This window comes from Bacillus sp. JUb11 (genome assembly GCF_024807925.1).
GTDB lineage: Bacteria > Bacillota > Bacilli > Bacillales > Bacillaceae > Bacillus > Bacillus altitudinis.
The window spans coordinates 301,841-324,381 of record NZ_JANUEZ010000002.1; the positions used below are offsets into that span (position 1 = coordinate 301,841).

21 protein-coding genes are annotated in these 22,541 nt (G+C 42.6%); 6 read left to right on the forward strand and 15 right to left on the reverse strand.

Annotation, left to right across the window (positions count from 1 at the left end):
• The first annotated feature begins 27 nt into the window (after nucleotides 1-27).
• Complete coding sequence (gene modA, locus M2369_RS04770; RefSeq protein ID WP_259253466.1) at nucleotides 28-804, forward strand: molybdate ABC transporter substrate-binding protein; 777 nt, start codon at nucleotides 28-30, stop codon at nucleotides 802-804.
• A complete protein-coding gene (gene modB, locus M2369_RS04775) occupies nucleotides 804-1,469 on the forward strand; it encodes a molybdate ABC transporter permease subunit (protein ID WP_024719810.1) in 666 nt (221 codons plus the stop codon). The genes modA and modB overlap by 1 nt, the downstream gene beginning before the upstream one ends.
• A 218-nt stretch (nucleotides 1,470-1,687) precedes the next feature.
• On the opposite strand, the gene M2369_RS04780 is transcribed toward modB, so the two are convergent.
• The 7 genes from M2369_RS04780 to M2369_RS04810 all read right to left on the reverse strand — a co-directional run bounded on the left by M2369_RS04780 (nucleotide 1,688) and on the right by M2369_RS04810 (nucleotide 9,969).
• On the reverse strand, nucleotides 1,688-2,533 hold the full coding sequence (locus M2369_RS04780; RefSeq protein ID WP_041507765.1) for an aldo/keto reductase: 846 nt from the start codon (nucleotides 2,531-2,533) through the stop codon (nucleotides 1,688-1,690).
• 68 nt (nucleotides 2,534-2,601) lie between these two features.
• The gene (locus tag M2369_RS04785; RefSeq protein ID WP_041091905.1) at nucleotides 2,602-3,471 is read right to left on the reverse strand and encodes an ROK family protein; all 870 of its coding nucleotides are present in this window, start codon (nucleotides 3,469-3,471) and stop codon (nucleotides 2,602-2,604) included.
• Nucleotides 3,472-3,534: 63 nt separating this feature from the next.
• Nucleotides 3,535-5,550: a Na+/H+ antiporter gene (locus tag M2369_RS04790; RefSeq protein WP_193803847.1), complete on the reverse strand. Its 2,016-nt coding sequence runs from the start codon at nucleotides 5,548-5,550 to the stop codon at nucleotides 3,535-3,537.
• A 316-nt stretch (nucleotides 5,551-5,866) separates the two neighbouring features.
• Nucleotides 5,867-6,478, reverse strand: coding sequence for a trimeric intracellular cation channel family protein (locus tag M2369_RS04795; protein ID WP_041507768.1), 612 nt, complete (start codon nucleotides 6,476-6,478; stop codon nucleotides 5,867-5,869).
• Between the two features lie 148 nt (nucleotides 6,479-6,626).
• Nucleotides 6,627-7,040, reverse strand: a complete 414-nt coding sequence (locus M2369_RS04800; protein ID WP_007500241.1) for a disulfide oxidoreductase — start codon at nucleotides 7,038-7,040, stop codon at nucleotides 6,627-6,629.
• Nucleotides 7,037-7,723: a DsbA family protein gene (locus tag M2369_RS04805; protein WP_017359241.1), complete on the reverse strand. Its 687-nt coding sequence runs from the start codon at nucleotides 7,721-7,723 to the stop codon at nucleotides 7,037-7,039. Before M2369_RS04805 ends, M2369_RS04800 begins: the two co-directional genes overlap by 4 nt.
• Nucleotides 7,724-7,869: 146 nt before the next feature.
• A complete protein-coding gene (locus M2369_RS04810; RefSeq protein WP_310503959.1) occupies nucleotides 7,870-9,969 on the reverse strand; it encodes a heavy metal translocating P-type ATPase in 2,100 nt (699 codons plus the stop codon).
• A 422-nt stretch (nucleotides 9,970-10,391) separates the two neighbouring features.
• On the opposite strand from M2369_RS04810, the gene M2369_RS04815 reads away from it, so the two are divergent.
• The 3 genes from M2369_RS04815 to M2369_RS04825 are packed head-to-tail and all read left to right on the forward strand — an operon-like array spanning nucleotide 10,392 to nucleotide 12,959.
• Nucleotides 10,392-11,135, forward strand: a complete 744-nt coding sequence (locus M2369_RS04815) for a metal ABC transporter ATP-binding protein (RefSeq protein ID WP_019743627.1) — start codon at nucleotides 10,392-10,394, stop codon at nucleotides 11,133-11,135.
• A complete protein-coding gene (locus M2369_RS04820; protein ID WP_007500236.1) occupies nucleotides 11,135-12,007 on the forward strand; it encodes a metal ABC transporter permease in 873 nt (290 codons plus the stop codon). Before M2369_RS04815 ends, M2369_RS04820 begins: the two co-directional genes overlap by 1 nt.
• Before the next feature lie 13 nt (nucleotides 12,008-12,020).
• On the forward strand, nucleotides 12,021-12,959 hold the full coding sequence (locus M2369_RS04825; protein WP_039168265.1) for a metal ABC transporter substrate-binding protein: 939 nt from the start codon (nucleotides 12,021-12,023) through the stop codon (nucleotides 12,957-12,959).
• A gap of 37 nt (nucleotides 12,960-12,996) precedes the next feature.
• Here the strand turns inward: M2369_RS04825 and M2369_RS04830 are convergent, their stop codons facing one another.
• The gene (locus tag M2369_RS04830) at nucleotides 12,997-13,545 is read right to left on the reverse strand and encodes a hypothetical protein (protein WP_017368056.1); all 549 of its coding nucleotides are present in this window, start codon (nucleotides 13,543-13,545) and stop codon (nucleotides 12,997-12,999) included.
• Between the two features lie 88 nt (nucleotides 13,546-13,633).
• Between M2369_RS04830 and M2369_RS04835 the strand changes: the two genes are divergently transcribed.
• Nucleotides 13,634-14,242, forward strand: coding sequence for a TetR/AcrR family transcriptional regulator (locus tag M2369_RS04835; RefSeq protein ID WP_039168270.1), 609 nt, complete (start codon nucleotides 13,634-13,636; stop codon nucleotides 14,240-14,242).
• A gap of 13 nt (nucleotides 14,243-14,255) precedes the next feature.
• On the opposite strand, the gene M2369_RS04840 is transcribed toward M2369_RS04835, so the two are convergent.
• From M2369_RS04840 to copZ, 7 genes are all read right to left on the reverse strand, one after another.
• Nucleotides 14,256-15,188, reverse strand: a complete 933-nt coding sequence (locus M2369_RS04840; protein WP_039168273.1) for a response regulator — start codon at nucleotides 15,186-15,188, stop codon at nucleotides 14,256-14,258.
• Nucleotides 15,185-16,501, reverse strand: coding sequence for an ATP-binding protein (locus M2369_RS04845; protein ID WP_259253497.1), 1,317 nt, complete (start codon nucleotides 16,499-16,501; stop codon nucleotides 15,185-15,187). Before M2369_RS04845 ends, M2369_RS04840 begins: the two co-directional genes overlap by 4 nt.
• Nucleotides 16,502-16,618: 117 nt before the next feature.
• On the reverse strand, nucleotides 16,619-18,064 hold the full coding sequence (gene aspA / locus M2369_RS04850) for an aspartate ammonia-lyase (RefSeq protein ID WP_035701391.1): 1,446 nt from the start codon (nucleotides 18,062-18,064) through the stop codon (nucleotides 16,619-16,621).
• A 16-nt stretch (nucleotides 18,065-18,080) separates the two neighbouring features.
• Nucleotides 18,081-19,358, reverse strand: coding sequence for a cation:dicarboxylate symporter family transporter (locus M2369_RS04855; protein WP_007500222.1), 1,278 nt, complete (start codon nucleotides 19,356-19,358; stop codon nucleotides 18,081-18,083).
• A gap of 242 nt (nucleotides 19,359-19,600) precedes the next feature.
• Complete coding sequence (locus M2369_RS04860) at nucleotides 19,601-19,798, reverse strand: hypothetical protein (protein WP_056702742.1); 198 nt, start codon at nucleotides 19,796-19,798, stop codon at nucleotides 19,601-19,603.
• Nucleotides 19,795-22,236: a heavy metal translocating P-type ATPase gene (locus tag M2369_RS04865; RefSeq protein ID WP_173408266.1), complete on the reverse strand. Its 2,442-nt coding sequence runs from the start codon at nucleotides 22,234-22,236 to the stop codon at nucleotides 19,795-19,797. The genes M2369_RS04860 and M2369_RS04865 overlap by 4 nt, the downstream gene beginning before the upstream one ends.
• An 84-nt stretch (nucleotides 22,237-22,320) precedes the next feature.
• A complete protein-coding gene (gene copZ / locus M2369_RS04870; RefSeq protein ID WP_017368060.1) occupies nucleotides 22,321-22,527 on the reverse strand; it encodes a copper chaperone CopZ in 207 nt (68 codons plus the stop codon).
• Nucleotides 22,528-22,541: the final 14 nt, after the last annotated feature.

Consider the following 22,541-nt stretch of genomic DNA (forward strand, 5'->3'; position numbering starts at 1 on the left):
GATGTTGAATGATAAAGAGGTGTGATCATGAAATATTTATTCTTAACCTTCGTCGCCATCTGTTTGCTCCTGACTGGGTGTCAAACGGAGTCGACGTCACCAGATCAAAGCAAAAAGACAGAACTTGTGATTTCAGCGGCGGCAAGCCTGCAGGATGCTTTGAAAGAGATTGAATCTGCCTATGAAGATGATCATCCAAACGTGACACTCACGAATAATTTCGGGTCATCCGGCGCATTGAAACAGCAAATCGCTCAAGGAGCAAAAGCGGATCTCTTCTTCTCAGCAGCTGAAGAGCCTTTTGATGACCTTGTTCAATCTGGCGACATTGATCAGGATCATGCAAAGGATGTCATACAAAATGAGCTTGTCCTCATCGTGCCAAAAGAAGGTTCCTCTTCTATCAAAACCTTTCGCGATGTTGATCACATAAAAGGAAAGATAGCGCTTGGCACACCTGAATCTGTTCCTGCTGGTACATATGCAAAAGAGATTTTCACAAAACTGAATATATGGGATCAAGTGAAACAGAACGCTGTCTATGGCAAGGATGTTCGTCAAGTATTAAACTATGTCGAAACAGGAAATGTGGAAGCTGGTGTCGTGTATAAGACGGACGCGCTCGTTTCTCGCAAAGTAAAGATAGTAGATGAGGCAAATCAAGACATGCATTCCCCCATCATTTATCCTGTTGGCATTGTTAAACAGACCGATCACATGAAAGAGGCGAAAGCATTTTTTCAATATATCCAATCAGATCCAGCCGCAGCGATTTTTAAAAAGTACGGCTTTCAAGTGAAATAATGCCGATGCTGACCGAAGATTTTCTTTCACCTATCTGGCTGTCCGTACAAGTGGCTGCTTTCAGTGGATTATTGGCTGTCGTTTTAGGAACGTCCATTGGTTTTTGGATGGCGCGTACATCTTTCAAAGGAAAAATGATCGTGGAAACGCTCCTCATGATGCCGCTTGTCCTTCCGCCAACGGTCGTAGGATTTCTGCTGCTCGTTGCGTTCGGGAAGAACAGCGTGATTGGACAAGCGATTGAATGGATCTTCCATCAGCCTGTCATCTTCACTTATTGGGCAGCGGTCATTGCATCGACAGTTGTCGCATTCCCGCTCATGTATCAATCAGCGAAAGCTGGATTTTCTACGATTGAGTCAGACATTGAAGGTGCTGCAAAAGTTGATGGTGCGCGTTCTTTCCAGGTCTTTGCCTATATTACCGTCCCACTCGCACTGCCATCTCTTCTCTCTGGTGCAGTTTTAAGTTTCGCAAGGGCGTTAGGGGAATTTGGAGCGACTTTAATGTTCGCTGGCAACATTCCTGGGAAAACGCAAACCCTCCCAACAGCCATCTATGTGGCGATTGATTCTGGACGAATGGAACTTGCGTGGGCTTGGACGATTTGTATTGTGATCCTGTCTTTCCTCATGCTGTTGGCTGTGCGCCGAAGCAGGAATTAAAAAATCCCCTTCTCAAAAAGAGAAAGGGATTCAGATTGTTGACAAAGGGCCAAAATGAACTTGATTTTAGCCCTTTGTCTTCTTTTCAGCGTGATAGAAAACCTTTGCTAGTCTAGGAAGGACGAGTACTGGCGCAGAGCGAATTTGACATTCGTGAGCACCAGCACGTACTGACAAAATATGCGAGGGTTTGTCTACACGCTGAGGGGATTTTTTATTTATTCAAACCCTACCGTCATCGTTTCTGGATTAGACCCGACACGTTCGTTATTATTAAGTGCATTGATTTTTTCCATGTCTTCTTGTGAAAGCTCGAAGTCAAAAATGTCGGCATTTTGTTTAATGCGATCTTCATTGATTGATTTTGGAATGGTGACAACGCCGCTTTGCAGATCCCAACGCAAGATCACTTGAGCCACAGATTTGTTGTATTGTGCTGCAATTTCCTTTAATACGTCATGATCCAAAAGCTTTCCTTGCATCAGCGGAGACCATGCTTCAATTTGAATGCCTTTTTCTTTCGCATATTGTCGTAATTCTACAAGTGTCAGTTTTGGATGAAACTCCACTTGATTCACCGCTGGAACAACCTCCGCATCTTTTAACAGCTCTTCTAAATGCTGCACGTAGAAGTTGCTGACACCAATCGCTCTTACTTTTCCATCTTTATAAAGCTTCTCAAGCGCACGCCATGTCTCTTTAAATGTATCTGCATTTGGTCCAGGCCAATGAATCAAATAGAGGTCTAAGTAATCAAGACCGAGCCGGTTTAAGCTTGCGTCGCATGCAGCGAGTGCTTTGTCATATCCTTGATCTGTGTTCCATACTTTTGACGTAATGAACAATTCTTCTCTTTTTACGCCAGATTCTTTAATGGCTTTCCCTACGCCTGTCTCGTTTTTATAAACGGCAGCCGTATCAATGCTGCGATAACCGTTTCGTATGGCTGCTTTTACGGCATCAACCACTTGGTTGCCGTCCTCCACTTTGAATACACCTAAACCAAACCATGGCATTTCTACTCCGTTATTTAGTGTTACGGTATCATTCAAGCTTTTGACCATGTTAACAACCACCTTTTCATAGATTCCATCTTTTTCATTATCTCATGTTGCGTTTGAAAACTCTATTATCAGGCGTTTCTCTTCGCTTCAATCGCTAGTAGCAAAGCACCTGTCATACCTGCCTTGTCCTCAAGTCCAGGAGAGACAATGTATGTATCAAGCGGCGGCATGTCGACATAATCATTGACATACGCAGCCAGCTTCTCTCGAATGAGCGGAAATAGCTGTTTTTGCTTCATGACGCCTCCACCCATGATGATGCGTTCTGGGCTTAATATCAGCGTGTATTGCATTAATGCCTGTGCTAAATAATCTGCTTCAAGAGACCAAACTTCTTCTTCTTCGGTAAGCTCTTTAGCCGGCTTTCCCCACCTTGCCTCAATAGATGGTCCTGCCGCCAGTCCTTCTAAGCAAGTACCATGCGCCGGGCAGACACCTGCAAACTGATCTGATTCATGCTGCCTGACCAGGATGTGTCCCATTTCTGGATGTGAGTGACCGTGGAGAAGCTCATTTTTCACAACAGCCCCGGCACCAATCCCCGTACCGACCGTGATATACAGACAGCTGCTTAGCCCTTTGGCGGCCCCTTTTGTCAGTTCACCTAATGCTGCGGCATTGACATCTGTCGTAAAGGACACCGGTACACCTAGTTGTTTCTCCAGCTCAGGTATCAACGGGTAATGCTTCCATTCAACTTTCGGCGTATTCATGATGTAACCGTAAGAAGGATCGTCTTTCTGGACACAAATCGGTCCAAAGGAACCGACCCCTAATGCTGCAATTTCATGTTGCTGAAAAAATGGAATAAGTGATTGGATGGTTTTTTCCGGGTGCTCTGTTGGAATGGTTAATTCCTCTATGATATCCCCATGCTCATTGCCAATGGCACAACAGAACTTTGTCCCCCCAGCTTCAATCGCTCCGTAATATGTCATCCTGCCTCTCCCCCTGCTCGTCTCTTTTTTTCATCATAAAACAAAGGGGAGAAGTTGACAACATCATGTATTGGTCAGTAAGACTGCTTCCATGTCATTGATATATTCCCTTAAATGATGGGCAATATCACGATTGATTTCGCCATTTTCATATAAGGTTTGGATTTCATTACGAATCGTCTGTACGGCTTGGAAGTTAAGCTCTTTCTTCTTCCGGTCAAACGTACGATCCTTTTGCTGGAAGAAAGAAGGACCATGTTCACAGCGGAAAATCACTTGATTGTAAAACCCAATGACTTGATGACACGTTTGTTGATTGTCTTCGGTCATATGGTGCTTAATAGAATCCACCGCAGCTTCAGCCGTTTTCTTGCGGATTTGTTTATACGATTCCTCGTTTTCTAATATGCCGCTCGAAATACGCTGATGCGGGTGCCACAATTGAAGCCATTGTAGTAAGCGCAGAAACTTCACTTTTGAGAAACGAATTTTAAAGGAGTTGGAATAGAGCATTTCCAGCTCATGAAATCTCTCTTGCAGCTCATATGCTTCTTCTTTGTCGATTTTCTCTTCCTCAATCAACTGCTGAAGTTTCATCTGTTCTGCTTTAATACCATGCAGTCTGATTTTTCTCTCTTGTTTTCTCATACCAAACTGGTACGGTTCCCGCTGAATATTTCGTAGCTTCATTCGGAAATCATTGATGAGTGCAAGGGATACTTCTCGATTGTCCTCATTCATTCCTTCTTTTAACGTTTTAATGGCACTTCTCAGCAGCTTCCGTTTTGCGTGCTGAATCTTTGTATCTAAGTCCACATCCACTTGCTTATCTTTTTTCTCCGATAAAATAGGTAGTAGCACACTCGCTAAAATGAGTGTACATAAAATGACGCCTGCTGCGAGGAAAATAATTAAATGACGCTCAGGGAATGGTGAGCCGTCTGCAAGCGTAAACGGGATGGAGAAAGCACCCGCTAATGTAACAGCACCACGAACACCAGAGAATGTCATCAGCATGGAAGCACGCAGCTTCGGTTTTTTCGTGTTCTTCTTTTTCGATACACTCCAGTTCCCTGCCCAGAACAGCCATACCCATAGGAATCTGAGAATCATTAGACAGAATGTAATGATTAAAATGTAACTGATGACCTGCATATTATTAAAGGCTTCATCTTGGAAAATGACGGTCGATACATCAGGAATTTGTAATCCAAGTAAAACGAAAACAAGGCCATTTAAAATAAATAAAATAATATTCCACGTGTTTGAAGAAGCAATTTGCAGTTTTGCTAAATTCGCTTCCATTCGGTCTTGCTCGATGGCATGTGTCACACCACCGGCAACAACGGCTAAAATGCCAGATACGCCAATTTCTTCCGCTGCTAAATAAATCACAAACGGCGTGAGGATTTGCAGGATGATGTGCATTGTGACATCGTCCATGCCTAAACGGCGGAGAAAATAGCGGAAACGAATGATAAAAAACGACAGAATAAATCCGGTCAATAATCCGCCAGCAGCAATCAGAACAAAGCTAAAGGATGCCTCTGCAATGGAAAATGCCCCTGTAACCGTTGCTGCAATAGCAAATTTAAAAGCAACAAGTCCTGACGCATCGTTCATCAGCCCTTCGCCTTCCAGCAGTCTCATGATCCCCTTCGGCATATTCACACGGCTGGAAAGGGCACTTACAGCCACTACATCTGTCGGTGATAAAATCGCTGCAAGCGCAAATGCAGCTGGAAGTGGTATGCTTGGAATCATCCAATGGATGGTATATCCTGCGACAATGACTGTCGCAAATACGAGCCCTAAAGCTAATAGAAGAATGGGCGCTCTTAATTTCCACAGCTCGTCCCTTGGGGTACGCTTCCCATCATTAAATAACAGCGGTGCAATGAATAAAACGAAGAATAGCTCAGGATTTAAAGAAATATGTAAACCTGAAGGAAAAGCTGCGACCAATATCCCTAAACCCACTTGGATTAATGGAACTGGAATAAAGGGCAGAAAACGATTGATAATATTAGATGATGCAATGAGTGCTAGTAGTACGAGCACTGCCAAAAAAATCTCCACTAGTACATGTCCCTCCCATTTCATTTTTTCCGTCATGTTTTGCTTACATGCAAAGATGTGTTCATTTCTTTCTGATCCATCCGTTCGGTCATGAGCGTTTTTTTAGTATCCCGCAAAAAGCGAAACCAACACATAACAATCCATCTAGGCAAAAAAAGACTGAATCTACATATTCAGTCAAATGACAATATTTTCATCTCGTGTATTGTTCCAATGATGAATAAAGAACCTACTTTTATTTTACACGAAAACAGTTTGACCTGCTGACATCAAGCTCGAATAATACATAAAAAAAAGAGCGACATCGCCCTTTTCTTTACCCTTTATTTAAAAAATAAGACCTAGCGGGAAGCCGCCATTTGAATAAGTAGGAACAAACCCTGCATATGACAAGGATGACAAACAGCAGATATAAAGCAAACTCTCCTTGCGCTAAGCCGAGTCCGACGAGTAAGCCGCCAAGGGCTGCCCATACTGCGTAAATCTCTGCTTTTAGCACAAGTGGCTTTCGTCCTGCTAATAAATCACGCACAATGCCGCCGCCGCTTCCAGTCAAAATGGCTGCCACAATGACCGCACTGAGCGGGAGCTCTCTTTGTACAGCAAATAATGCGCCTTGAATCGCAAAGGCTGCTAAACCGATCGCATCCGAGAAATTCCCCCACGTGCTCCAGTGCTTGAGCAAAAGCTTTGGAAATAGGAACACGATCGTAATGGATACAAGGGCAATGGTAAACATTTTGCCCTGCGACCATAAAGCAGACACCGGAAGACCAATTAATAGATTCCGAATCGCTCCCCCGCCAAATGCTGTGACAATCCCTAAAATGTACACACCAAGAATATCGTACTCTTCTTCCATTGCGACAATCGCACCACTAATGGCGAATGCCACAATGCCAATAATACTTAACACTTCCCATGCCATTTTCCGCTTATCTCCTTACCATTGTCTGATCATCTAACACTCTCCCCTTAATGTATATCTGACACAAATGAAAAGCAATACAAATTTTCTTTAAATTTTATCTTTTTGCAAAAATAAAAAATAGCCTGCTTAAAAGCAGGCTATCTCCTCAATCTTCTTTTGCATTTAAAAGCAGCATACTAATGATGATCAGAATAAATGCAATGAGAGCTAAGAGTGGAATGGTGATAAAACCAAACCAGTTCAGATAATCAACGGAACAAGGAATACCGCTTAGACAAGGACGAATCGATGCAAAGCCTGGAATCTTTTGTTCCATATAATGATAGATGGAAAAGCAAGCACCAATCCCGGCCAAAGGGAGAACGTAGTACTTCACTTTGACATCGCCACGGAATGTAGCAATTCCAAGTAAAAGCACAAGCGGATACATGAAAATGCGCTGAAACCAGCACATATCACATGGAATAAACTTCTTTACTTCGCTTAAATACAGGCTGCTCATCGTCGCCACAATTGAGACGATCCAAGCGCTGTATAAGTAAATCAGTTTATTTTTCATGATTTTTTCCCTTTCAGCTCCTGATCAATTAATTCTTTGATTTCATCATAGTCATAAAAGTTTTGGACTTGTTTATTGTTAATGAAAATAGTTGGTGTTGCATTTACTTTGTATTGATTCACCAGCTGATCATCTGTGTTCAGCTGTGGCTGATATGTTTTCTTTGATAGGTTATCTTTCAGCTTGTCCGTATCAATTTTCGTTGTCTTCTTCGCCAATTCGGTGAGCTTTGCTGGCGTTACCCATTCTGCTTCACTATCTGGTTGTGCGTTGTAGACCGCTTCATGAAATGCCCAGAAGTTTTTCGGATCTTCTTTCCACACTTCTTCAGAAGCCAGTGCTGCTAATACCGCACCGTCCCCATGAACAGGCAGTGGTAAGTTAATAAATGAGAAGGATACATCGCCATTATCTATGTAGTCTGCTTTCAATTTTGGGAAAATGTCAGTCTCAAATGATTTACATGATGGACATTTGTAATCCCCAAACTCGACAACTTGCACTTTTGCCTTTTGATCTCCCATGACAGGCTGTCCTTTAATAGACGGCTTACTGTCGACTGTTTGTGCTTCTTGGCTGTTGTTGTTACCGATCACAACGAAAATACCGATGAGAAGAGCTGCAATGATGGTTAATATAACTGCAAACTTGATGGATGAAGATTGATTATTTTTTTTACTCACAAAAGCACCTACCTTATCTTTTTCATTCATTCCTTCACAAAGAAAAAGGATAACAGCTCAGGAAAATGCCATTATCCAACTTCTTCTATTTTAACAAGAGGGGGTCTATTATGAAAGACGCTATTCATGAATTTTTCCTTACAATTTTATTTCATGACCCTCATCGCATTTAAAACAGCCAGTACAGTGACACCAACATCCGAGAAGACGGCTTCCCACATCGTTGCAATACCGAATGCACCAAGTATGAGAAAGACGGCTTTCACCCCAAGAGCAAACGCAATATTCTGCCATACGATGGCTCTCGTTCTTTTAGCGACAGCAATAGCTTCCGCTACCTTCGATGGCTGATCTGTCATAATCACAATATCAGCCGCTTCAACTGCTGCATCTGAACCAAGTCCACCCATGGCAATACCTATATCCGCTCTTGCCAAAACCGGCGTATCGTTTATGCCATCACCAACAAACAATAATTTGTCTTGAGATGCTTTTTTCTCATACATGTCTTCGATTTTGGCGACTTTATCCTGTGGCAATAATTCAGTGTGAACTTCGTCAATGCCGATCTGCTGTGCGACTGCATTTCCTACTTGCGAAGCATCCCCTGTAAGCATCACGGTTTGAATGCCCGCAGCTTTTAGAGAAGATATCGCTTCAACTGCATCGTCTTTTACTTCATCTGCAATCAAGATCGATCCCGCAAACTCACCGTCTATTGCTAAATACACAACCGTTCCGCTTCGTTTTTCTTTTTCAAAAGCAATGCCCTCTCGTTCCATAAGGCGATGGTTACCTGCCAATACATGAGCTCCGCGAATTGTCGCTTTGATCCCATGACCCGCAATATCCTCGTAAGATTCGATCTGGCTCTCATCAAGAGACGCTCCGTAAGCCGCCTTAATCGATTCTGCAATCGGATGCGAAGAATGCGCTTCTGCCAGCGCTGCAAAAGAAAGCAATTCCTCTTCTGACCATTTTTCATTCGCTGCTTCGATATGAGTGACTGTAAAGTTCCCTTTTGTCAAAGTACCTGTTTTATCAAACACCGCATAGCGAACAGAGTTCAAGGCTTCTAAGTAATTACTGCCTTTCACTAAAATGCCTCGTTTTGATGCGGCACCAATTCCGCCAAAGAAACCTAATGGAATGGATACAACGAGAGCACATGGACACGAAATGACAAGAAAGACAAGTGCCCGGTACACCCAATCAGACAATTGAGCTGATGGGATGAGAAGCGGTGGTACAAAGGCAAGCAATAAAGCTAGCACGACCACAGCAGGTGTATAATATTTAGCGAACTTTGTGATAAAGTTTTCTGTCTGCGCTTTACGGCTGCTTGCATTTTCGACTAAATCCAAAATCTTCGTAACCGCTGACTCACTGAGCTCTTTTTGCACTTCAATTTCAAGAATGCCGTTTTGGTTCACAAATCCAGCAAGCACTTCTTTTCCTGCTTCCACATCTCTTGGAACAGACTCCCCAGTTAGTGCAGAGGTATCCACAAGAGAATAACCGTCTATCACACGTCCATCCAAAGGAATTTTTTCACCTGGTTTGACGACAATACGGTCACCAGCTTTGACTTCTTCCGGCTTTACCTTTTTTGTTTCTTGCCCCACTTTGAGGTTTGCGTATTCTGGACGGATATTCATTAATTCGCTAATTGATTTTCTAGAGTGGTTCACAGCTGCCCCTTGGAACAGTTCTCCAATTTGGTAAAACAGCATGACTGCCAGTGCCTCAGGATACTGCTGAATCACAAAAGCACCAACTGTAGCTATGGTCATTAAGAAGTTCTCATCAAATACTTGACCACGCACAATATTTTTCAGTGCTTTCAAGACAACATCTCCGCCAACTAGTAAATATGCGGCGAAAAACATGATGAACTTCAGTAAGCCATTGTCAGGTATAAAATAAGCTGCCGTTCCAATGACTGCACCACCAATTAATTTCAGTACAATCGTTTTTAAATTCTTTGTTCCATGATCGTGATCGTGGTGATGTCCTTCTTCTTTTGGTGATACACTCACATGAGGTTCAATGGACTGAACGGTTTTTTCAATACGCTTTGACATCGTTTCTTGTGCATCAGCATGTGTCACAGTTAATGTACCCGTCGCAAAATTAATTGAGCAGGCTTCAACCCCTTCGAGTTTGCTGACACCTGTTTCAATTTTACGTGCACAGTTTCCACAATCGAGACCGCTTAATACGTATTCATCCTTCATCTTTTTCATGTTCTCACCTTTTTCTATATAAGTAGCCTTCCCTGATTCAATCAAACCTATCAGCTGCTGTAGATATTATATATGAGCACATATTCATATATTGAATTACCCTTATTATATGAGGAGTTCTTACAAACTGTCAATCATTTATAAGCAAATGTTTGAGATTTTTCGTAATCAAGGATGTCACGTGAATTTTCAATAATCCATGCTCATGTCCCCTCTTCGTTGCATAACATAAAAACGATCGCTTGATGGGAATATTCAGCATTTCTCTTTACAAAAGAAGGACATACGATTAGAATAAGATAAAAGTTTCCTTAAGGAAACAAATTAGCGTTAGAGAATCATTTAATCCTTTAGTCAAAATTATTAAATGTATGCATATATTTTTAGGAAACGCAATTGATGATCGAAAGGGGCCTTAAGAGATGTCATATGCTTTAACAATCGACCGCCTGTATGTCTCATACCACGGACAGGATGCACTAGAAAACGTCTCTCTTTCCATACAGGAAGGAACAATGACTGGAATCATTGGTCCAAATGGTGCTGGTAAATCGACTTTATTGAAAGCATGTTTGGATTTAATTGAAAAGGATCAAGGCGACATTCGTTTTTTTGAACAACCCTTTAAACAAGTGAGAAAACAGATCGCCTATGTACCGCAAAGAAATGATCTAGACTGGACGTTTCCTATCCATGTACTGGATACCGTACTGCTTGGCACATACCCAAAGCTCGGATTGATCAAACGACCGAAAAAAGAAGACCGTGCCTATGCGTACCATTGCTTAGAAAAGGTCGGGATGCAGGACTTTGCCAAAAGACAGATTGGGGAATTATCCGGCGGTCAGCAGCAGCGTGTCTTCCTTGCGCGAGCACTCGCTCAAAACGCACAGCTCTTTTGTTTAGATGAACCATTTGTCGGAATTGATATGGCAAGTGAAGAAACGATGATCCGCATTTTGAAGGAATTACGAGATGAAGGAAAAACCATTCTGGTCGTCCACCATGACTTAAGTAAAGCCGATGATTACTTCAGCCATCTCGTTCTTCTAAATAAGAAGCTGGTCAAAGCAGGGCCTGTCCATGATATTCTTCGTCCTGAGGTCATGCTCCAAGCATATGAAACACAGCTGCCATTTTTAAAATCAGCAGGAGGAGACGCGTAATGGAATTCTTAACCGGACTTTTTGAATATGCGTTTTTACAAAAAGCGTTATTTACATCCGTTATGGTAGGGATCATCTGCGGCGTCATTGGCTGCTTTATCATTTTACGGGGAATGGCTTTGATGGGAGATGCGATTTCACACGCTGTACTTCCAGGTGTCGCCATCTCTTATATGCTCGGCATTAACTTTTTCTTTGGTGCGGTTCTAACTGGTGTACTGACAGCCATCGGCATCGGATATGTCAGTCAAAACAGCCGTATTAAAAATGATTCTGCCATCGGGATCGTATTCACTGCTTTTTTTTCCATTGGGATCATTTTGATTACATTTTTGAAAAGTTCCAGCGATTTATATCATATCTTATTCGGAAACGTACTAGCCGTTCGTTCATCTGATATGTGGATCACGCTTGGCATCGGTATTTTCATTTTGCTGGCTGTCATTGTTTTCTACAAAGAACTGCTCATTAGTTCATTTGATCCAGTGATTTCTTCCGTTTACGGTTTACCGAATCGCATGATCCATTATTTCCTCATGACCTTATTGACCTTAGTGACCGTGGCATCCCTGCAAACTGTAGGTATTATTCTTGTTGTTGCAATGCTTATTACACCAGCTGCCACCGCTTATTTATTGACAGACCGGCTATGGATCATGATTTATTTATCTGCTTTTTTTGGAGCAGTTTCAGCCGTTGTAGGACTTGGGCTCAGCTTTACGTATAACTTGTCGTCTGGTGCTTCCATTGTGCTGGTCGCGACCATATTATTCGGCAGTGCCTTTATCTTTTCACCGAAACAAGGGATATTGTGGAGATCCTTAAAATCGAAGCGAAAACGAACACAGTTAAAAAAGGAAGCGTCTATGTAAAAGGAGGACATATATGAAGAAGGTATTAGCAATCCGTTTGACCGCAGTATGTATTGCCCTTTTGGTCATCGCAGGCTGTTCTACTCAGCAAAAAAGTTCCGGAAAAGATGACGGTAAATTAAAAGTTGTCACGACCTACTCCATTCTTTATGACATTGTGAAGGAAGTAGGAGGACAGCATGTCTCTATTCACAGCATTGTTCCCATTGGTACAGACCCACATGAATTTGACCCACTGCCAAAGGATGTTCAGTATACGACGGATGCAGACCTTGTTCTATCTAATGGCTTGAACCTTGAAACAGGGAATGGCTGGTTTCAAAAACTGCTTGAATCGAGCGGCAAGGACGGGGATGATGCACCTGTAGCCGAACTGAGTAAAGGCGTCAAAGTGAAGCATTTGTCTTCAAAAGGGCTTGAAAGCCAGCAGGACCCACACGCATGGCTGAGTGTCGAGAATGGGATTCTTTATGCGCAAAATGCCAGAGATGCGCTCATTCAAGCAGATCCTGAGCATAAAGAGGATTACGAGAAAAATGCTGAAACCTATATCAAAAAGCTTCAAACGCTTCACGATGAAGCAAAAGACAAGTTTGATCAACTCCCAAAAGACAAAAAACTCCTTGTCACAAGCGAAGGGGCATTCAAATATTTTGCGGACGCGTATGGACTGAAAGCCGGCTACATTTGGGAGATCAACACAGAAAGTGAAGGAACACCTGGACAAATGAAGCGCATCATTCATTTTGTCAAAGACCATCAAGTTCCTGCCCTTTTTCTTGAAACAAGTGTAGATAAGCGCAGCCTTGAAAGCCTATCTGAGGAAACCGGAGTTCCGATTAAGGGGAAAGTATTTACGGATTCTATTGGCAAAGAAGGTGAAGATGGGGACAGCTACTATAAGATGATGAAATGGAATATTGACACCATTTATAAAGGACTGTCATCATAAGAAAAGACAGGTGGAGTAAATCCGCCTGTCTTTTTTGTCATCCTGCTATATTTTCCGGGTGTTTTTTCGGCCAAATGACGTAGCTGATGCTAATGATGAAATCAATGGTTAAGACCATCCCCCACACACTGACAAGCTGCATCAGAGATTCCGTTCGTTCTGGTGCTTGGATGAGATAGGTCAATCCATATAATAGCCCCGCTCCGATGACATAAGAGATGAAATGACGCGTCCAGCCCACCATTTCATACAAAGACCGCTCCTTCCCGTACTTGGGTTTCCCCTTTGGCTTAGGACCACCTGCAAAACGATAAGCAAACCGGGCATCCGCCCATTTCACCATTTGATGTCCAAAGGCCAGGCTCACACCAATATAAACAGCCGCAAGCCCGTGAATGACGCTCGCCACAGCCCCTTGCTTTAAATCTATATAAGTAGCCGCAAGAAGGATGAGATCTAAAACCGGCGTACAGACAAGAAAGAAAGCACCCCATTTTTTCTGTTTAAACACATAACGCAGTGTTAAGCCCATTAGAATAAACAGCCAAAAACCAATTTCACATGCCACAATCAATAAACCGACCAATTTCCCCACATCCTTTTTAATACGATTGTATTAAATAAAAAATAACACAACTGTGTTAAAAAAACAATAGCTGTGCTAAAATCAACGTATGCCAAAAATCGTCGATCACCATAAACAAAAACAAAAGGTCGCTCAAGCTGCTATGAGAGTGATTAAACAAGAGGGATTGGAAAGCGCTTCTGTACGAAAAATAGCCGTAGAAGCTGGCATTTCAGCCGGCTCTATGCGTCATTATTTTTCCACACAGCAAGAATTGTTTCTATTCTCCATGAATTTAATTCAGGAAAGAGTGAAGGAGCGAATTGCTAGGCTTCCATTAAACGGTTCAACAGAGGAAAATGTATTCACTTTATTGGAGCAGGTTCTTCCACTAGACGAAGAACGAATATTTGAAATGGAGGTGTGGCAGGCTTTTACAGTCAAGGCACTGACTGAACCAGATTTACAGCCGCTCAATGCAAAGATGTATGACGAGCTTTTTCAAACCGTTCAATTTTGCTTAATGAAATTGAAAGAGGATAAGCTACTGCTAGATCATATCGATCTTTTATTAGAAACTGAGCGGCTTTATGCGGTCATCAATGGGCTTGCATTGAATGGAATCGTACAGCCCCATCGTTTACCGCCTCAGCTCATGCGCTCCGTGCTGCAGATGCATCTTCAATCCATCACAAAAAAAGACATGCCCTCCTTATAGAGAGCATGTCTTTTTAATCTTCCATAAAAATACGTTTTGCCTCGTAATAAAGCACCTGTACAAATTTCTTCACATTGATACGTGTGTGCTCTTCTCTTCCACTTGTCTCTTTTGTGAGTTCACTCATTTTCTTACGCACAATGGTAAAATCGAAAAATTTTGATGCATAGTTTTCAAAGGTTGGGTGAGAAAAATCGGTTAACCCGAGCGAGGCGATGTGTTTCAATGATTGGTTGATCGCACGTCTTACCCGCTGTTCCGCTGCTTTTGCTTCTCTTGCGATGTCTGCTGATGTAAAAGGTTCGTTTAATTTATCCTCTGTGATGCCAGTAAAAATCACTTTTAATGAAGGAAAAGAGTCGTGCTGATCGGCATGTAACGCTAAATACTGATCTGTGAAAAGAATCATATCTAGTAAATCCTTAGACCCCTTTTCACCGACAATCCCAAGCTCCGCGAGCAAAAACTGACCTGCCTCTGCAAGACTTTTCCCGCGTTGCTTCGTTTTTGTCTGTCCGCGCTGCTGGAACTGCATGACCGATTTGAGCGAATGCTGAATATTTTCAATCGAGTGCTCTAAATGCAGCCGCTCAATCATGAGATGGAGCACACTTAAGACCTCTACTCGATTGATCGGCTTTGTCACATAATACTCGACACCGAGTGTATATGCCTGGCCGATGAGTTCCTTTGTTTCTACCTGTGACAGCATTAAATATTTCCCATGAAATTCATCCTTGATCGCTCGAATCGTCTCAAGACCGTCCCTTTCCGGCATCAGAAGATCAATACACAAGATATCAATATGCAAATCATTTAAGTAGCTCGCTGTTACTTCAGCACCATCCTCTGCTTCCCCTGCCACAATGCCAAGCTCTTCATCTTCAATGAGCTGTGCCAGTGAAGAACGAACAGCTTCATCATCATCAACAATAAAAAATCTCATCTCCCATTCCCCTCTTTTCTGCTGACTTGATCAATTGGTATCGTTAAAGTGAAAATCGTTTGTTGATTTGGGATACTCTTCATTTCAACACTTCCGCCAAGCTTCTCGGCTGTGTCTTTCACATAGGAAAGACCGATGCCGCTTGATGGGTTCCCGGCTTGGTCGTATTTTAAAGTGAAGCCCGGTTTAAAGATCACATGATGGTTACGCTCTTTAATGCCTGGCCCGTTGTCACTGATTTGAAAAATCACATCATTCTCTTTCCGCAAAATGGATAGTGATACCTCTCCATTCACCGGAATGGCTTCAACGGCATTGGATACAATGTTATTTAATAAAGATAGAATGGTATACACGTGATAAGCGGGATGCTGCCCATCTTCATCATAATGAAAAACGATTTGTTTTTTAAGAGATTCCGCGTAATTTTCATGGATACGAATCACAAGTCCAGCGATATGAGCAGGACTTGCATACTCCTGAAAGTTTTCCTCATGAATCAGTTTTGATAAGGCAGAAAAAATCCGCTGATTATCCTTTTTGATTTCGTGTACCTCACCTGCAATTTGTAGGGCTGTTTTTCCGAGTTTTTTCAAATCTAATGATTCCGTATCCTTTGCATGATGCAGAGATTGATACAATTGATATGAAGTAGCTGTAATGTGCTCAGCATGTGCAAGGGTTTTATAAAAATATGTAGATTCCGTATAAAGATTTGACAGCAGCATCAACAGGTGTTCCTTTTCCTTCTTCATTTGGCGCTCTCTCGCCTGTTCTTCGTATAATCGAATCATCGTATAACAAGCCAATACGAAAAAGCTTCTGAAAATCGCCAGTACAAATAGTTGAAACAGCGTTCTCACTGTTAAAATTTCATCAATGGCTCCCCTGAGTGCAATCATTTCGACTACACTTGCACATAGTTCCATGATGATCCCTGTTGCCCCAATGAGCCAAGGCTTATCACGGAAACGTCTGACCTGTAATACATAAAAAAGCGTACCATAGACGACGTAATACAGCAGGGAAGGAAATCTTAAAGAAACGGCCTCTTCCAGCGCTAAGTGGCCTGACACAGCGGTATCAAGAAGCACCCGGAATGCAAACACTGATCCCCCCGCAATGATGCCGCTTGCCCATGCTGGGAATTTTTTCATTTGAAGCAGGATAAAGAAAAAGACAACGGTTCCAAAGCTGACCCGAAAGCTATCCTCAAATGGATAAAATTTCAGCTCTCCCCCAATCGGAGTCAGAACAATGAGCATGATAATTAAATAAGGCTCTGTATTCAACCATTTTTTCAGTAGATTCAAACGCAGTCACATCCCTAATAATTGACGATAGTATACTATGTGAGCTTCAGAAAAACAAACAGTCCATGAAAAAACGCACACCGGACATTTGTCGGTGTGCGCTTCTCATGATGCCGCTTAATCTTCTAAACGATCCTTTTCTAAAAGTGATGCACCAGCAATACCTGGTTTCGTCATTTCAAAAGGATTTAAGATGACATCAAGCTCTTCCTCTGATAACACATCATTTTGCAGACAAAGCTCACGTACAGATACGCCTGTAAGAATCGCTTCTCTCGCAATTCGTGCAGCAGCTTCATAACCAATATGCGGATTGACCGCCGTCATGACACCAGCACTCTTTTCTACATATTCTTTTAATCTAGATTCATCTGCTTTTAGGTCACGCAAGCAGTTATCGACAAAGGATTCAAATACATTTTTCATCATGCTGAGAGACTGTAGTAAGTTGAATATTAAAACTGGCTCCATGACGTTCAGTTCAAGCTGACCAGCCTCTGATGCAAGGCAGATCGTGTGGTCATTTCCAATGACTTGGAATGCCACTTGGTTCATGACCTCAGGCATCACTGGGTTGACTTTCCCTGGCATGATAGATGAACCTGGCTGTCTCGGCGGCAAGTGCAGCTCACCAAAGCCTGCTCTAGGACCTGAAGCCATCAAACGAATATCGTTTGCCATTTTGGACATATTCATCATACATACTTTCAGTGCAGCTGATACTTCTGTATAAGCATCTGTATTTTGCGTAGCATCGACCAAATCTTCTGCTCCAACTAACGGCAATCCGCTAATGTCAGCTAGATAACCAACTACCTGGCGAATATATTTAGGATCAGCATTCAGTCCTGTTCCAACTGCTGTTGCGCCCATATTGACTTCATATAAATGCTGTCTAGACTGCTTGATTCGTTTAATATCACGAGCAAGAACCTTTGCATATGCACTAAACTCTTGACCAAGTCTGATTGGAACAGCGTCCTGAAGATGCGTACGTCCCATTTTGATGACATGATCGAATTCTTGCGCTTTTTCTGTCATGACTTGATGCATGTTTTCCATCGTATAAAGTAGTTTTTCAATCATATTCAATGTTGAAATATGAATCGCTGTTGGGAAAACGTCGTTTGTTGACTGCGACATGTTCACATGCGTGTTTGGACTTAGCTCAGTATAAGCGCCTTTTTCCTTTCCTAGTAGTTCAAGCGCTCTGTTTGCAATGACTTCATTGGCATTCATGTTCATTGAAGTGCCAGCCCCGCCTTGAATTGGATCGACAATAAATTGATTGTTCCATTTTCCTTCAATAACCTCATCTGCGGCTTGAACAATTTTTTCTCCAAGACCAGCATATAGTCGCTTTGTATCCATATTTGCAAGTGCGGCTGCCTTTTTGACAATCCCTAATGCTTTGATGAGTTCCTCATGAACATGGTAGCCAGTAATTGGAAAGTTCTCTACTGCACGTAATGTTTGAATTCCATAATACGCTTGAGTGTCTACTTCCTTTTCACCTAGAAAGTCTCGTTCGATACGAACTTGCTTGTCCTGTAGCTTCGTCATTTGAAAAGATCTCCTTTTACGCTGCTTTTGTTTGTTGTTTTAATTCCTCAATATACTTCTTCGATTTCTCTTGATCAAACACTTTTTCCCACTTAGACATGACAATGGCTGCAAGTGAGTTACCAAATACGTTAACAGTTGTACGAACCATGTCAAGGATACGGTCGATCCCAACGATGAAGGCAAGTCCTTCAAGTGGAAGTCCCATTGCTCCAAGTGTTGTGATCACAACAACGATCGATGCACCTGGTACACCAGCCATTCCTTTTGATGTGAGCATTAAGATTAATAGTAACGTAATTTGCTCATAGATGGAAAGAGGCATGCCGTACATTTGTGCAACAAATATGGCGGCAATGGATTGATAGATGGCACTTCCATCTAAGTTAAAGGTATAGCCTGTTGGGATAACGAACGACGTGATCGCTTTCGGGCAGCCGAACTTCTCCATTTTGTCCATTAATCTAGGCAATACAGCTTCTGAACTTGCTGTTGAGAATGCAAGAATGATTTCTTCTTTTAACACTCTAAATAGTGTAAAGACGCTTGTTCCAGCTAATTTTGCGATAATGCCAAGTACGACAATAACGAAGAATGCCATTGTGCCGTAAACGACAAGTACCAGTTTACCTAGCGGGAGAAGCGCTCCGACCCCGAATTTGATCACCGTCACACTGATGAGCGCGAATACACCAAATGGTGCAAACTTCATCACTTTATTGGTCACCCAGAACATCGCTTCGAGGATGCCCTCAAAAAATCCTAACACTGGTTTTCCTTTGTCTCCAACTGCTGCAATTCCTAATCCGAATAACACTGTAAAGAAGATTGTTGGTAATAGATCACCTTCTGCAATGGATTGGAACACGTTTGTTGGCACAAGATGCACAATCGTTTCAGAGAAACTAGCTTTTTCGGCAGAAGACTTAGATGTCTCTTCATATTTAGAGATATCGCCTTTCTCCATGTTACTCATATCAATTCCTGTACCAGGATGGAAAACGTTTGCTGCAAGCAGTCCAACTGCTAATGCAATCGTTGTCACAATTTCGAAGTAAAGAATCGTTTTCCCACCGAGTCTTCCGATGGTTTTCATATCGCCTACACCTGCAACGGCTACAATCAATGCAGCAATAACAATTGGAAGAACGATCATTTTAATTAAGTGGATGAATATATCGCCAATCGGCGTTAACACATTAATAACGGTTTCATTTTGATAAAATAGTGCTCCTACGACAACACCCAAAACAAGTGCGATGAGTATTTGAGAAGCTAACCCTAACTTTTTCATACGTGGACCCCCTTTTTTTGATAACGCTTTCTTTGTTGCCTAATCGCATCTTAACGATGAACCTACAAAAAACGACAAAAAGGAACAAAAAGAAGTGAATTTTTTATGAAAAATCTTTTAAAAGGTGGGTTTTTCCACAAAATTGTAAAAAAAAAGACTTCGCTTTTGGCGAAGTCTCAGGTTGTTGAGAAGAGCTAAAATGAACTTTATGTTAGCTCTTTGTGAAAGAAATCCATTGAAGTCTAGAAAGGACGAGCACCGAAGCGCAGGACTGACACCGAATGCGAGGACTTCGCTTCTGATGAAGTCTCATGTTGCATATGATCAGCTGGCGGCTCTTGAAGAGGAGAAAGTTCGACATAAATCGCATAGCCTATCAGTACAAAGGCTACATAAATCACAGCACTCAACGTCCACACCCATTTGACATTCAGCTTCATTTTGCCACACCCTCTCTGACAGGTTTCAATCGCTGTAATCTTAGTGCGTTCAGCACAACCGATACAGAACTAAAGGCCATTGCCGCTCCTGCAAGCCATGGTGCCAGGAACCCAAATGCGGCGACTGGTATGCCAATACAATTGTAAGCAAGTGCCCAAAATAGATTCTGTTTAATGTTTCTCATCGTTTTTCTGCTAAATTCAAGTGCATCTGCAATGGCATGGAGATCTCCAGTCATGAGCGTAATATCTGCCGCTTCCATGGCAACATCTGTACCTGTTCCGACAGCCATCCCGATATTTGCTGTTGCAAGGGCAGGGGCATCATTGATGCCGTCTCCAACCATCGCCACTTTTTTTCCTTGTTTCTGAAGCGCTGCAATATGAGCCGCTTTTTCCTCTGGAAGAACTTCAGCAATGACATGATCTATGCCTGCCTCACTCGCAATCGCTTCTGCTGTGCGTTTGTTATCTCCTGTCATCATCACGACGTGAATCCCTTGCTCTTTGAGACGAGCGACCGCTTGAGAAGAAGACGATTTGATTGTATCAGCAACGGCGACAATACCTGCTGGCTCGCCGTCAATGGCAATGAGCATCGCCGTTTTTCCTTGTTCTTCAAGCTCAGTCACAACTGCTTCTAGTGCTTCGCAGCTGATATGATGTTTCTTTAGGAGCTTTCGTGTGCCAATCAAAAGCTCATGTCCTGCAGCTCTTGCTTCAATTCCATGACCAGGATCTGCTTGAAAGGCTTCTACCTCGACCGCTTGGAGACCCCGATTCTTCATGCCTTCTGTAATCGCTCTGGCAAGTGGATGCTCTGACTGCTGTTCTGCCGATCCTGCTAACTGAAGCAGCGTATCTTCTGTCCAATTGGCATTGGCAGACGCGATCACATCTGTAAGACTCGGCTCCCCTTTTGTCACAGTCCCTGTTTTATCTAGCACTACTGTATCTAGTGATTGGGTTACCTCTAAGTGTTCTCCGCCTTTAAACAGAATACCTGATTCAGCTGCCCGGCCGCTGCCTGCCATAATAGAGGTCGGTGTAGCAAGACCAAGCGCACAAGGACATGCGATGACGATGACTGCTATAAAGGTTTCAAGGGCTGCTGTCACATTTCCTGGATCAACAAAGATATACCAAATCAGAAAAGTGAGCACAGCCAATCCTACAACAATGGGGACAAATATCCCTGAAATTTGATCTGCCATTCTTTGAATTGGTGCTTTTGAGCCTTGCGCTTGTTCGACGACTCGAATGATTTGTGAAAGAGCCGTTTCTTTTCCTACTTTTGTTGCTTTCACTTTCACAAATCCATTTTTATTGATGGTTGCCCCGATGACTGTATCTCCTGTGGTTTTATCAACCGGCAGACTTTCCCCTGTAATCATCGATTCGTCGATCGCTGTAGTTCCTTCGATGATTTCTCCGTCTACCGGGACTTTTTCACCTGGCTTGACGAACACAAGATCATTCACTTTCACTTCAGAAATAGGAACGGTCATTTCTTTCCCATCTCGCTCTATCACAGCTTCTTTCGCTTGTAAGCCCATCAGTTTTTGAATTGCTTCTGATGATCTCCCTTTCGCTCTTGCTTCCATTAACTTTCCGAGCACAATCAACGTAATCAGCACAGCACTCGTTTCATAATAGAGGGCCGCTTCATGTGTGCCTTGAACCGCTGACTGAATACTTTCATATAAACTATAGAAAAAAGCAGCCGATGTCCCTAGTGCCACAAGGACATCCATATTGGCACTTTTATTTTTCAACGCTTTATAAGCACCTACATAAAAAGGCCAGCCGACAATGAACTGGACGGGCGCTGCTAATGCGAGCTGAACCCATGGATTCATAAACGCTTCTGGCAGCCAAATAAACGATGTGAAAGAAAAATGACTGACCATTGCCCAAAGAAGAGGCATTGACAAAATCATCGAGAACAAAAAGCGTGCCGTTTGTTTCTCAATCGCTACTTGGCGATGGTCTTTTTTCCCTTCCTCTGCATGCTCTTCGGCTGGTTCAATTAATGAATACCCAATGGATTTCACAGCCTCTTTTATGTCACTTGGAGATACTTTCCCTGGATGATATGTCACCTGAAGTGACTCAAGCGCAAAGTTCACTGATCCTTGATCAATACCATCCATCCGGTTGACTTTTTTCTCAATTCGGTTTGCACAAGCCGCACATGTCATTCCCTCTATATCAAATTCGGCTTGCTCCATCACCACATCATAGCCAAGAGATTGAATTTTTTGTTTTAGATCCTCTGTTGTGAGTTGTTCTGTTTCATACACAATGTGGGATGTTTCAAGCGCAAAGTTCACACTGGCGTCGTCCACACCTTCCAACCTGTTCAAGCCCTTTTCAATGCGGCCTGCACAGGCGGCGCAAGTCATTCCCGTAATTTGAAAATCAATTTCTTTTTTCATTTATCTCACCTCTCCACATACTCCATGGGGGTATTGTTATTTTTAAAAAAATACGTGCTGTCTTATGCAGCACGTATGCTCATTTTATACGACATCATATCCCTGTTCTTCAATGACATCAGAGATCTGGTGTAACGTGATTTGATCTGGGTGAAAGGAAACCTCCACCTGACCCTTATCTAAATGGACTTTCACAGATTCAACACCTGCTAATTCTCCTACATTTCCTTCGACTGCTTTCACACAATGTCCGCAAGACATGCCTTGCACTTGTAGTGTTGCTTGTTCCACTTCTCATCGCCTCC